Below are 12,652 nucleotides of genomic sequence, written 5' to 3'. Positions count from 1 at the left end.
GTCACTCCCACTCTTTCAAAATTTGATGATAGGCTTCTAATGGTTTATCAGCTTTTGTGATTGATCTTCCGACAACAATTTGTGAAACACCTTGCTCTTTTGCATAGGCAGGTGTCGCCACACGCTTTTGGTCATCGGTTTGATCATTCGGTAAGCGAATCCCTGGCGTTACAGTGAGAAAAGAGGGTGAGATATGTTCATGAAGTGCTTTAGATTCATGAACAGAGCAAACAACCCCGTCCAGCCCACTTTCATATGCTAATTGTCCGTACCGGATCACAGTCTCTTGCAGCGGACGGTCAATGAGTAATTCTTTTCTCATCATGTCTTCTGACGTACTAGTCAGCTGGGTCACTGCAATAATGCCCGGACGGCTTTGTCCAGCAGGAGTCCCGCTTTCAAGTCCCTCTAATGCAGCCTGCATCATTCGTTTCCCGCCAGCAGCATGCACATTGACCAAGTCAACGCCAAGTGCGGCAAGCCGGTTCATCGCTTTTTGCACCGTTGTTGGAATGTCATGTAATTTTAGATCGAGAAAAATGCGGCAATTTTTTTCTTTCAGCGCTTCAAGGATGGCAGGTCCTTCTTGGTAAAACAGCTCCATGCCGACCTTCACAAATAATGGTGTCCCTTCAAAGGGATCTAAAAAGGCAAGAGCGTCCTGCCCTGATGGAAAATCAAGCGCGATGATGGGCAAGTGCTTCATGTTTCCAGCTCCTTCCGATACATTCCTCTACAGATGAATAACCATATGCTGCTAACACATTTGGCAGCTCTTCAATGATTTCCGGGCAAATAAATGGATTCACAAAATTCGCTGTACCGACAGCGACTGCACTTGCACCTGCTAGTAAAAATTCAAGTACATCTTCAGCACTTTGCACTCCGCCCATCCCGATAATTGGAATAGAAATCGCTTGGCTCACCTCATGCACCATACGTACAGCGACAGGTTTGACAGCTGGTCCTGATAATCCGCCTGTTTTATTGGCAAGGATGGGTTTCCCCGTTTTTAAATCTAAACGCATCCCAATTAATGTGTTAATCATGGTGAGTCCATCCGCTCCAGCAGCTTCAATCGCTTGAGCAATTTCTACAATATTGGCTACGTTAGGTGACAGCTTGACATAGACAGGTACGGAAGAGACTTTCTTGACTGCTTTTGTCAATGATGCTGCCATATTTGGATCTGTACCAAAGGCGATTCCGCCGGTTTTAACATTTGGGCAAGAAATATTCAGTTCAAGGGCATGAACATTTTTTGCTTGGCTGATTTGCTTGGCTACTTCAACATAATCTTCAACCTGTGAGCCAGCAACATTCGCAATGATAGGCGTATCAAACTGCTCGAGCCAAGGCAATTCATTTTCAAGCACGCCTTTTAGACCTGGGTTTTGAAGGCCGATTGCATTGAGCATACCGGCCCCTGTCTCGGCTACCCTTGGAGTCGGATTGCCAAATCTCGGTTCAAGGGTTGTGGCTTTGATCATGATACCTCCCAACAATGACAGGTCATATAAGGATGCAAATTCTCTCCCGAATCCAAAGCAGCCTGATGCAGGGATAATTGGATTCTTTAAAGATAATCCCGGTAACTCAACGTTTAGCATGACAATGCCACCTCCTCTGCTTTAAAAACAGGTCCATCAAGACACACTTTGACGTAAGGTTTGTCGAGCTGATCGGTATGACAGACACATGCAAAGCAGGCACCAATCCCGCAGCCCATTCGTTCTTCCATCGAAATGTAGACAGGCTTATCAGGATACGTGTCTTTCAGCGCTTTTAGCATAGGTGTTGGACCGCAGGAAAGCAGCACATCAAAGCTCAGGTTTTGCTCTTTTATCACATCTGTTACAAAGCCTTTAGCAGCGTATGTGCCATCAACCGTTGCAATAAACGTATCGCCGAGTGCTTGAAATTTTTCCTCGTAAAATACATCCTTTTTCGATTGAAAGCCGAGGACATGCTTCACGATAACGCCTTTTTTCGTTAAACGCTTGGACAGCTCATATAGAGGTGGTACGCCAATTCCGCCGCCGACTAGTAATGCCGTCTCTCCGCGCTTGACGACGGAAGGATCATACCCGTTTCCAAGCGGCCCTAATACATCGACTGATTCTCCCTCCCGCTTTTGGGAGAGGAGCTTTGTGCCCTCTCCCTCTGCGCGGTAAATGATGGTTGCTTCTTTTTGCTCGGCATGAATGTTGGCAATACTGATCGGTCTTCTCAGCAGCGGTGTCATGGATTCACTGACCTTTAGATGAAGAAATTGTCCAGCCGTTTGAAAGGAGTCCACAAGGTCACCTTTTAATGTCATTTCGTAAATATGATCAGCGATCTCTCGGTTCGAGACGACCGTCAAGTATGCTTTTTTCATATCGTTACTGTCACCTCAGCATTCGTTTTCACTTCTGGCATTTCATCCGCTCTAAATGTCATGCTCTCAAGCACTCTTAAAATGGCTTCTGCTGTATCTAGTGACGTTAAGCAAGCCACTCCGTTTTCAACAGATTCACGTCTAATTCTAAAGCCGTCTCTTGCCGGCTGTTTTCCTTTTGTTAATGTGTTGATCACGAATTGGGCTTCCCCGTTTCGAATAACATCAAGGAGATTTTTGCCTTCTTCTCCAATTTTGCCGACCACACTTGATGGAATGGAGGCTTGTTTTAAATAATTCGCCGTTCCTTCTGTTGCTAAAATATGATAGCCGATCGAATGGAATCTTCTTGCGATCTCAAGTCCTTCTTCTTTATCCTTATCAGCCACTGTCAGAAGAACTGTTCCGTCATTAGGGATTTGGATGCCTGATGCAATCAATCCTTTATAAAGGGCTTTTTCGATCGTGACATCTTTCCCCATGACTTCACCTGTTGATTTCATTTCAGGCCCAAGTGTAATATCCACTCTTCTTAATTTTGCAAAAGAGAAGACTGGAACTTTGACGTACACCCCTTCTTGCTCTGTGTGAAGGCCTTCTTCGTAGCCATAATTTTTGAGCTTGTCTCCTAAGATGACTTTTGTCGCAAGGTTTGCCATCGGAATGCCCGTAATTTTACTTAAGAAAGGAACCGTCCGGCTTGATCGCGGGTTCACTTCAAGGACATACACTTCACCTTTTGATAGGACAAATTGTATGTTCAAAAGCCCAATAATGTTGAGTCCTTTTGCAAGCTTGATCGTGTATTCTGCGATCTTTGCTTTGATGTCCTCAGACAATGTTTGCGGCGGATAGACCGCAATTGAGTCACCAGAGTGAACTCCGGCTCTTTCAATGTGTTCCATAATGCCTGGGATTACGACAGTTTCTCCATCAGACACGGCATCTACTTCAATTTCTTTTCCTGTCAAATACTTATCAATTAACACTGGATGCTGCGGGTTAACCTTCACCGCATTCTCCATGTAGTGAAGAAGCTCAGCTTCTTGATACACAATTTCCATCGCGCGGCCGCCTAATACATAGGAAGGACGGACAAGGACTGGGTAGCCGATTTGATTGGCAATCGCTACAGCTTCAGGCACAGACGTTGCTGTTTTCCCTTTCGGCTGGGGCACGCCGAGTGTTTCTAACGTTTGTTCAAACTTGTCCCGGTTTTCTGCGCGGTCTAGGTCTTCTAGAGAAGTTCCAAGAATTTTAACCCCTCTATTTGATAATTCATCTGCTAGGTTGATCGCCGTTTGTCCGCCGAACTGAACGACGACTCCTTCAGGCTGTTCAAGGTCGATGATGTGCATGACATCTTCTACAGTGAGTGGTTCAAAGTAAAGCTTATCTGAAATACTAAAGTCTGTTGAGACCGTTTCAGGATTGTTGTTAATAATGATCGCTTCATAGCCTGCTTGTTTAATTGCCCACACAGAGTGAACAGTCGCATAATCAAATTCAACCCCTTGTCCAATTCGGATAGGACCTGAACCTAATACGATAACGCTTTTCTTGTCTGTACGTTCTGATTCATTTTCATCTTCATACGTGCTGTAGAAATATGGTGTCTCTGATTCAAATTCTGCCGCACATGTATCTACCATTTTGTATACAGGTACAATGCCTGCTTCTTGTCTTAGCTTGTAGACATCCGCTTCGTTCATCTCCCACTCGCGGCTAATGTAGATATCTGAGAAGCCTTTTTCTTTTGCTTCTTTTAATACGTCTGTATTGCCTTTGTTTTCTTTTAATGTCTTCTCAAAGGCAATGATGCCTTCCAGCTTATGAAGGAAGAAGAAATCAATTTTTGAGAATTCATGTATTTGTTCGACTGTATAGCCTCTTCTAAGCGCCTCAGCGATATAAAATAATCGTTCGTCTCCCGCTTTGATAATCCGTTTTTCAAGCACTTCATTTGTGATGTCTGCTTCATCTTTTAATTCAATGTGATGCACATCGGCTTCAAGTGAACGTACAGCCTTTAGAAGAGACTCTTCTAATGTGCGGCCGATTGCCATGACTTCACCAGTTGCCTTCATTTGCGTACCAAGACGTCTGTTCGCAGATTCAAATTTATCGAACGGCCAGCGCGGTATTTTTGAAACGATATAGTCAAGTGCCGGCTCGAAGGCTGCATAGGTTTTACCTGTGACTGGGTTCATCATTTCATCAAGCGTTAAGCCGACAGCAATTTTCGCTGCCAATTTGGCAATTGGATAGCCTGTCGCTTTTGACGCAAGCGCAGATGAACGGCTCACACGCGGGTTTACCTCGATGATATAGTATTGAAAGCTGTTTGGATCAAGTGCCAGCTGAACGTTACAGCCGCCTTCAATGCCAAGTGCACGGATCAGCTTAAGCGACACATTTCGAAGCAGCTGATATTCACGGTCACTTAACGTTTGGCTTGGGGCTACAACAATACTGTCACCAGTATGGATGCCGACAGGGTCAAAGTTTTCCATGTTACAAACAACGATTGCATGGTCACCGCTGTCTCGCATGACTTCATATTCAATTTCTTTAAAGCCTGCAATGCTTTTTTCAAGTAAGCATTGTGTGACTGGGCTTAGCTTCAGACCGTTTTCAACGATTTCCTTCAGTTCTTGCTCGTTTGTACAAATTCCGCCGCCTGTTCCGCCTAATGTATAGGCTGGTCTGACGATGACAGGGAAACCGATTTGATCTGTAAACGCCATTGCTTCTTCCAGGTTATGAATGATTTCACTTTCTGGTACAGGCTCATTTAGTTCATTCATTAAATTACGGAATAAATCTCTATCCTCTGCTTTTTGGATGGCTGACAGCTTTGTACCGAGTACTTCAACGCCGCATTCAGCTAATACGCCAAGCTCTGACAATTCAACAGCAAGGTTTAATCCAGTTTGCCCGCCAAGTGTTGGCAAGATCGCATCAGGGCGTTCTTTTCGAATGATTCGTGTTAAAAATTCTGGTGTCAGTGGTTCGATGTATACCTTATCAGCCATTTCTGTATCTGTCATGATGGTCGCAGGGTTAGAGTTCACAAGAACGACTTCATAGCCCTCTTCTTTTAGCGCTAAGCAAGCCTGTGTACCTGCATAGTCAAACTCCGCTGCCTGACCGATGATGATAGGACCTGATCCGATTACTAAAATCTTTTTGATGTCTACGCGTTTTGGCATACTTCTTCCCCTTCTTTCTCAGTCGTATGAATCATTTCCATGAACTGGTCAAATAAGTAGTTTGCATCTTCTGGACCCGGTGATGCTTCTGGGTGGTACTGAACAGTGAAAGCTGGTGCTTCTTTATGTTTTAATCCTTCAATCGTATTGTCGTTTAGGGCAATATGTGTGACTTCGAGCACGTTTTCGTTAATACTGCTAACCGTGTAGCCGTGGTTTTGAGACGTCAGTGTCACCTTGCCAGTTGCTAGTTCTTTCACCGGATGGTTTGATCCTCTGTGGCCAAATTTCATTTTTTCTGTGCTTGCACCGCATGCTAGAGCAAATAATTGATGTCCGAGGCATATACCAAAGAGCGGCACCTTTCCAATCAATTGCTGAATCATCTCAACGGCTTCCGGTACATCCACAGGATCTCCAGGTCCGTTTGAAAGCATGATGCCATCAGGCTTTAGCTGCAGCACTTCATCTGCAGTGATGTTGTACGGCACCACAATGACGTCGCAGTCACGTTTATTGAGCTCGCGCAAAATGCCGTGCTTCATGCCGAAATCGACAAGGACAATTCTTTTTCCTCTGCCTGGGCTTGGGTACGCATTTTTCACAGATACTTGACTCACTTGATCTGTTGGCAGCTGCAATGTTTGAAGGCGGCGGACAACGTCTTCTACTTGTTCATCAGGTCCTGCAAATGCCCCTCTTAAAGTTCCTGCACTTCGAATCATTCTCGTCAGCTTCCGTGTATCGATTCCGCTCAGCCCCGGAATGTTTTTCATTTTTAAATATTCATCGAGTGAATATGAAGAGCGCCAGTTTGAGGGCTTTTCACAAAGCTCTTTCACAATCAGCCCTTTCACAAACGGTGTGATCGATTCAAAATCGTCACGGTTAATGCCATAGTTGCCGATAAGCGGGTAAGTCAGTGTGACAATTTGTCCGCAGTATGATGGATCAGATAAAATTTCTTGATAGCCCGTCATCCCTGTATTAAAGACGACTTCTCCGACTGATGGTTCTAAGCTGCCAAAGCCTGTTCCTTCGAATACTGTTCCGTTTTCTAGCACTAAGCGTCTCTTCATTTTACTAGTCTCCCCTCTTCATAAACGACTTTCCCAGATGCAAGTGTCATGACCGGCCATCCTGATACAGTCAATTTGTCAAACGGTGTATTTTGCCCTTTAGATAAGAAGCTTGTTTTATCGATTGCCATTTCTTTGTTTAAATCAATAAGTGTGATATCAGCTATGTGCCCTTCTTCAAGCTTTCCGTATGGAAGGGAAAATGCTTCTGCTGGTTTGATTGTCATATAATCAACGAGTTCTTTTAATGTCCATTCGCCTGTTTTGACAAATCGTGTATACAGAAGCGGGAACGCTGTTTCAAGTCCCACAATTCCAAACGGGGCACGCTGCATGGTTTCGTTCTTTTCTTCTTCTGTATGCGGCGCATGGTCTGTTGCGATGAAATCAATCGTTCCATCTAACAGTCCCTCGATCAATGCCTCGCGATCCTCTTTTCCTCTGAGCGGCGGGTTCATTTTATAATTTGTATCAAGACCTGGAATGTCCGTATCACACAACAGCAGGTGATGCGGTGACACCTCAGCTGTCACACGGATGCCTGCTTTTTTTGCATCGCGTACGACCCGCACAGATTCTTTCGTACTGATATGACATACATGATAATGACAGTTCGCTGCTTCTGCTAAAAGAACATCTCTTGCAATATGCACCGATTCACAAATGGACGGTATTCCGTTTAACCCATTTGCTTTTGAAAATTCTCCTTCATGAACGCACCCGCCGTAAATGAGCGAGTTATCTTCACAGTGCGCCACAATCGCTTGATCAAGACTTGCTGCCTGTTTCATCGCTTCGTACATCATGCCTGCTGTTTGGATGCCGACACCGTCATCTGTAAAAGCAAAGGCGCCTGCTTCTTTTAGTGCTGCAAAATCCGTCATCTCTTCCCCAATTTGTCTCGTTGTGATGGAGGCGTATGGCAGCACTCTCACAGATGAGGTCTCTTCGATTCGATTCATCAGCCATTCCATTTGCTCTTTTGTATCTGGAACCGGCCTTGTATTCGGCATCGCTGCAATCGTCGTATATCCGCCTCTTGCGGCTGCTTTAGAGCCTGTTTCAATCGTTTCCTTTTTCTCTCCGCCCGGCTCTCTTAAATGCACATGCAGATCGATCAAGCCTGGTGACACAAATAGCCCTGCTGCATCAATAACCTCTTCTCCGTCTTCTCTTTCTAGGTGACCAATCGCTTGAATCACTTTTCCTTTTACCCTAATATCCTGCTGCACTCTTTCACCTGTGCTTGTTAAGATAAAACCGTTTTTAATGAGATATGACATAGACAGAATCTCTCCCTTTTTGATGTAGTGTGCTATTTTGAAAAGCTCTTTTTAATACGGCCATTCGGATATAAACACCATTTTCCATTTGTTTGAAAATCCTTGACTGCTTGGACTCTACTAATGAATCATCTATTTCAACACCTCTGTTTACTGGTGCTGGATGCATAATAATCGCGCGTTCTTTCATTTTGTTTGCTCTGTCTACTGTTAATCCATAAGTTGATAAGTAATCTTCGCTGCCCATTTTTTCAGCGTGCCGTTCATGCTGGATTCTAAGCAGCATCACCACATCAGATTGTGCGATGGCTTCATCTACTTGGACATACGTTCCGTGAGGGTTTTGTTCATCCTGGAAGGAAGCAGGTCCTGAAAAGAGGACTGTCGCTCCCAGCCTTGAGAGAACCTCAGCATTTGATCTTGCCACCCTGCTATGTTTGATGTCTCCATGAATCGAAATCGTTAAGCCTTCAAAGCCGCTAAACTCTTCAAAGATGGTCATGAGGTCAAGCAGTGATTGGGTTGGATGCTGTCCGCAGCCATCTCCTGCATTGATGATGGGAATTCCAACCTTCCCAATCAGCTCGTTATAATATTCATCGGTGCTGTCTCTGATCACACATGCCTTTACTCCGATCGATTCGAGAGTTTTTACCGTATCGTAAAGTGTTTCGCCCTTTTGAACGGAGGTGCTAGCCGCATCTAAGCTCAGGACATTCATCCCAAGTTTCTTCTCGGCTACTTCGAAGCTAAAACGTGTTCTTGTGCTTGGTTCAAAGAAGAGGTTTGCCACAAATTCTCCGGCTAATCCATGTTCTTGTTTCCCCTTTTTGAGTGCAGCTGCTTCTTCAATCAGCTGTAATATCTCTTCTTTTGATAAGCTGCTCATTGTCGATAAATCATTCATTTTTTCTTCCCCCTCTAGTTTTTCATCACTTTCAGGTTCAAAAAAACCCTAAGCCTCGGCAGCTTAGGGTTCTCCAAAAGAAGCAGCGGCACTTTCGTGCATTCTGCTCCATTTAGAACCCTTGTCAGCCTCACTGGACTTCTTTTAAAAGGTTTTCTGTATTTGATTCATTTGAGTTGTCATCTTCTGCTTTTTGATGCGGCAGGATCAGATTTAACAGGACACCCGTAATCGCAGCAAGTGCCATTCCAGATAGGGTAAGATTGATTTGTTTCACCTCAATGAATGCCCCGCCAATTCCAATGACTAGGATGACTGATGCGATAATGAGATTACGCTTTTCTTCAAAATTCACCTTATGATCAATCAGAATTCTCAGACCGCTTGAAGCAATGATTCCAAAGAGCAGAAACGAAACGCCTCCCATCACCGCGGACGGCACTGTACTGATTAATGCTGATATTTTTCCTACAAAACCGAAGCAGATCGCAAACACCGCTGCTCCGCCGATGACGAAGATACTGAACACTCTTGTGATGGCTAGTACGCCAATGTTCTCTCCATAAGTTGTTGTTGGCGGTCCGCCAATAAGTGAAGCGAAGATCGTTGCCGCACTGTCTCCTAAAATGGAGCGGTGAAGACCTGGTTTTTTAATAAAATCTTGTCCTACGACCTTACTTAACACCACTTGGTGGCCGATATGCTCAGACATTGTGACAAATGCAACCGGCACCATCACTGTGAGAATGCTTAATGTCACAGCAGGTGTATAGTCGACAAATGGCACGACGAAGTCTGGTACAGCAAACCATTTTGCGTCAATGACCGGCTGGAAGTTCACAATGCCTTGAGTTAAGGCAAAGAGATAGCCGCTGATGATGCCGATTAATACTGGGATTAAGCTAAGGAATCCTCTTAGGAAAATCATACTGATAATGGTCACAGCCAGTGTGAAGCCAGCAACCATTAAGTGCTTGAGGCTGTAAACAAGCTCGGTTGCATTCGGATCAACATACATCGCCATGTTGACTGCTGTTCCAGCGAGTCCGAGTCCGATGACCATAATGACTGGACCTACGACAACCGGCGGCAGAAGCTTCATCAGCCAGCCTGTGCCGAGCCATTTAATGAATAGGGCGATGAGTGCATAAGCGACACCCGCCATGAAGGCGCCAACCATTGCGGCTCCAGGGCCGCCCGTTGCTTTAACATTCAGTATGGGGGCGATGAAGGCAAAGGAAGATCCAAGATACGCCGGAATTTGTCCTCTTGTGATAATTAAGTAAACAATCGTTCCCACACCGCTTGAGATGAGCGCGACGGCTGGACTCATATCAATGATTTTTGGTACAAGAATGGTCGCACCAAACATCGCAAACAAATGCTGCAGGCTAAGTGACAGCCATGTGAATGGTTTTGGGATATCTCGAATGCCTAAATTGGCTTTTTGCTGACTCATGATTTTCCTCCTAGATGTGTCCTTTTTCATTAAAAAAGCCTCTTTGCGAGTATGCGCAAAGAGGCCTAGATAAACCGGACACGTCATGTTAGCCGTGTGCTCGGTGTCTCTGTTATTGCCCTCTTTGCAAACTCTCTGGAATGCATTTAAAAAGGTTATTTTTCATATATAGCGACAAGGTCGTTTTGATCTACTTCATTGAGCTGAACCATGACTGTCTCTGCTTTTGAAGTCGGAATGTTTTTCCCGATGTAATCCGCTCGAATCGGCAGCTCCCGGTGTCCCCGGTCGACGAGCACAGCCAGTTGAATGGAAGATGGTCTTCCTACATCCACAAGGGCATCCATAGCTGCTCTCACGGTTCTGCCTGTAAATAGGACATCGTCAACAACAATGAGTGTTTTGTCATTAATGTCAGCTGGTATGTCTGCACCCTTTACAAGCGGGTCTTGGTTGTCTGTCTTTTTTGTCAGGTCATCACGGTATAGCGTAATATCAAGTTCACCCACAGTGACTGGATTCCCTTCAATTTGCTCGATGCGCTCTGCAAGGCGCTTAGCAAGATGTATGCCTCTTGTCTTGATACCGGCAAGGATGACATCCTTCATCCCTTTGTTGCGCTCAATCATTTCATGTGCAATTCGGGTAAGCGCTCGTCTAATCGCTTGTTCATCAAGAATGACTGCTTTTTGTTCCATCTATTACACCTCTTTTTGACAAATAAAAAGCCCCTTCTGCAAAGGGCAGAGAGGGGCGTTCATTTGTGCATACGCGTGCACAAATTGATCCGTTATCCTTCTCAGCCTCTCTGGACTGTTTTAAAGAATCTCAATTTCTTCGTTTATTATTTCAAAAAAAGAACGGCCTGTCAATCGTTATTTCTTAATGAATCGATAAAGCCCCGCATATCAGCTGGAATTGGTGCTGTGAACTCGATATATTCTCCTGTTCTAGGATGATCAAATCCTAAAACACCTGCATGCAGCAGCTGTCCATTAAAATCGACTGTTTTTCTCGGCCCATATTTCGGATCTCCTGCAAGAGGGTAGCCGATATATTTCATATGAACACGAATTTGGTGTGTTCTTCCCGTTTCAAGACGGCATTCGACAACCGTAAAGTCTTTAAAGCGTTCAATCACATCAAAGTGAGTAACGGCCTGTTTTGCATTTTCTTTTGTGACCGTCATGCTTTGGCGGTCTTTTTTGTCTCTGCCAATTGGTGCATCAATTGTGCCTGTATCATGCTGGATAATACCGTGGACAACAGCCGTATACTTTCTAGTGACAGTTTTAGCCACCAGCTGATTAACGAGTGACTCATGTGCCATATCGTTTTTTGCGACCATTAACAGCCCAGACGTATCTTTATCAATTCGGTGGACAATTCCAGGACGCATCACACCGTTAATCCCTGATAAGTCTTTGCAATGTGCCATCAGTCCATTTACAAGTGTTCCTGACACATGACCCGGCGCTGGATGAACGACCATTCCTCGTGGTTTATTTACGACTAACACATCTGCATCCTCATAATAAATATCAAGATCCATTGGTTCTGCTTCTACATCTAGCGCTTCCGGATCTGGAATCTCCACTTTGATTTGATCCCCAGCTTGTACTTTGTAATTGGCCTTTACTTGTTTCCCGTTTACTTCGATCAGCCCATCTTTTACCCATTGCTGGACTTGGGTTCTTGACCATTCTGGTTCTGTCGTGCTTAGAAATTTATCTAGCCGTTCACTCGTTTGTTCTTCTGAAACGGCAATATTTACTTGATTCATGTAGTTGACTCCTTATTTTTCTTTCCATCTAACAGCATTTGAATGAAGAGCAGAATAACCCCTACACAGAGAGAAGAATCTGCAATATTAAAGATTGGGTAGTGATAATCCCCAAATACGAAATGAGCAAAATCAACCACTTCCTGACGGAAAATACGGTCGATAAAGTTTCCGATCGCTCCGCCAAGCATTAAGGCCAGCGCAACTCCCAGCAGCTTGTCCTTTTGTCCATGTTTTTGTAAGTAATAAACAATTCCCGCAATAACAACGAGTGTGATCACATAGAAAAACCACATTTGCCCTTGGAGAATTCCCCATGCGGCTCCTGAATTTCGGTGAGACGTGATATAAAAGAATCCATCAATGACTGGAACAGAATCACCGAGCATCATATTTTTGACAATGAGCCATTTTGTTAATTGGTCTAAACAAATGATAACGAATGCGATTATGTAATAGAACACACACGTTCCTCCATCTTCATACTTTGATCTTTAAGCATTTTATCAAGAAAACAGGAAGGAGTAAAGAAACTTTAGTTGACAGACA

The 12,652-nt window shown here is 44.4% G+C and carries 11 protein-coding genes; all 11 read right to left on the bottom strand.

Annotated features, from left to right (window positions below):
* Position 1: 1 nt before the first annotated feature.
* Entirely contained in the window at positions 2-706 is a 705-nt protein-coding gene (gene pyrF / locus MHB41_RS07525; RefSeq protein WP_340898738.1) for an orotidine-5'-phosphate decarboxylase, read from the bottom strand.
* A complete protein-coding gene (locus MHB41_RS07520; RefSeq protein WP_163115164.1) occupies positions 678-1,610 on the bottom strand; it encodes a dihydroorotate dehydrogenase in 933 nt (310 codons plus the stop codon). Before MHB41_RS07520 ends, pyrF begins: the two co-directional genes overlap by 29 nt.
* The gene (locus MHB41_RS07515) at positions 1,604-2,380 is read right to left on the bottom strand and encodes a dihydroorotate dehydrogenase electron transfer subunit (RefSeq protein WP_328699070.1); all 777 of its coding nucleotides are present in this window, start codon (positions 2,378-2,380) and stop codon (positions 1,604-1,606) included. Before MHB41_RS07515 ends, MHB41_RS07520 begins: the two co-directional genes overlap by 7 nt.
* Positions 2,377-5,592: a carbamoyl-phosphate synthase (glutamine-hydrolyzing) large subunit gene (carB, locus tag MHB41_RS07510; RefSeq protein WP_340898747.1), complete on the bottom strand. Its 3,216-nt coding sequence runs from the start codon at positions 5,590-5,592 to the stop codon at positions 2,377-2,379. Before carB ends, MHB41_RS07515 begins: the two co-directional genes overlap by 4 nt.
* Positions 5,577-6,671 carry a carbamoyl phosphate synthase small subunit gene (locus tag MHB41_RS07505; RefSeq protein ID WP_340898749.1) on the bottom strand — a complete coding sequence of 365 codons (1,095 nt, stop codon included), beginning with the start codon at positions 6,669-6,671 and terminating at the stop codon, positions 5,577-5,579. Before MHB41_RS07505 ends, carB begins: the two co-directional genes overlap by 16 nt.
* Entirely contained in the window at positions 6,668-7,954 is a 1,287-nt protein-coding gene (locus MHB41_RS07500) for a dihydroorotase (RefSeq protein ID WP_024424231.1), read from the bottom strand. Before MHB41_RS07500 ends, MHB41_RS07505 begins: the two co-directional genes overlap by 4 nt.
* Positions 7,938-8,861 (bottom strand): aspartate carbamoyltransferase catalytic subunit, encoded by a 924-nt coding sequence (locus tag MHB41_RS07495; RefSeq protein ID WP_144496627.1) that lies wholly within the window; start codon positions 8,859-8,861, stop codon positions 7,938-7,940. Before MHB41_RS07495 ends, MHB41_RS07500 begins: the two co-directional genes overlap by 17 nt.
* 130 nt (positions 8,862-8,991) lie before the next feature.
* Positions 8,992-10,320: a solute carrier family 23 protein gene (locus MHB41_RS07490; RefSeq protein WP_025092549.1), complete on the bottom strand. Its 1,329-nt coding sequence runs from the start codon at positions 10,318-10,320 to the stop codon at positions 8,992-8,994.
* A gap of 155 nt (positions 10,321-10,475) precedes the next feature.
* Entirely contained in the window at positions 10,476-11,018 is a 543-nt protein-coding gene (pyrR, locus tag MHB41_RS07485) for a bifunctional pyr operon transcriptional regulator/uracil phosphoribosyltransferase PyrR (RefSeq protein ID WP_024424234.1), read from the bottom strand.
* A 170-nt stretch (positions 11,019-11,188) separates the two neighbouring features.
* The gene (locus tag MHB41_RS07480; RefSeq protein WP_061109813.1) at positions 11,189-12,103 is read right to left on the bottom strand and encodes an RluA family pseudouridine synthase; all 915 of its coding nucleotides are present in this window, start codon (positions 12,101-12,103) and stop codon (positions 11,189-11,191) included.
* On the bottom strand, positions 12,100-12,567 hold the full coding sequence (gene lspA, locus MHB41_RS07475; protein ID WP_024424236.1) for a signal peptidase II: 468 nt from the start codon (positions 12,565-12,567) through the stop codon (positions 12,100-12,102). Before lspA ends, MHB41_RS07480 begins: the two co-directional genes overlap by 4 nt.
* Positions 12,568-12,652 lie beyond the last annotated feature (85 nt).

The sequence above is a fragment of the Bacillus sp. FSL H7-0578 genome (assembly GCF_038630855.1).
Taxonomy (GTDB): domain Bacteria; phylum Bacillota; class Bacilli; order Bacillales; family Bacillaceae; genus Bacillus; species Bacillus safensis.
This window is presented reverse-complemented; position numbering and strand designations above follow the sequence as displayed.

Coding starts and splice junctions, on each gene's coding strand:
- pyrF (WP_340898738.1), bottom strand. CDS start 706: ATGAAGCACTTGCCCATCATCGCGCTTGATTTTCCATCAGGGCAGGAC.
- MHB41_RS07520 (WP_163115164.1), bottom strand. CDS start 1,610: ATGCTAAACGTTGAGTTACCGGGATTATCTTTAAAGAATCCAATTATC.
- MHB41_RS07515 (WP_328699070.1), bottom strand. CDS start 2,380: ATGAAAAAAGCATACTTGACGGTCGTCTCGAACCGAGAGATCGCTGAT.
- carB (WP_340898747.1), bottom strand. CDS start 5,592: ATGCCAAAACGCGTAGACATCAAAAAGATTTTAGTAATCGGATCAGGT.
- MHB41_RS07505 (WP_340898749.1), bottom strand. CDS start 6,671: ATGAAGAGACGCTTAGTGCTAGAAAACGGAACAGTATTCGAAGGAACA.
- MHB41_RS07500 (WP_024424231.1), bottom strand. CDS start 7,954: ATGTCATATCTCATTAAAAACGGTTTTATCTTAACAAGCACAGGTGAA.
- MHB41_RS07495 (WP_144496627.1), bottom strand. CDS start 8,861: ATGAATGATTTATCGACAATGAGCAGCTTATCAAAAGAAGAGATATTA.
- MHB41_RS07490 (WP_025092549.1), bottom strand. CDS start 10,320: ATGAGTCAGCAAAAAGCCAATTTAGGCATTCGAGATATCCCAAAACCA.
- pyrR (WP_024424234.1), bottom strand. CDS start 11,018: ATGGAACAAAAAGCAGTCATTCTTGATGAACAAGCGATTAGACGAGCG.
- MHB41_RS07480 (WP_061109813.1), bottom strand. CDS start 12,103: ATGAATCAAGTAAATATTGCCGTTTCAGAAGAACAAACGAGTGAACGG.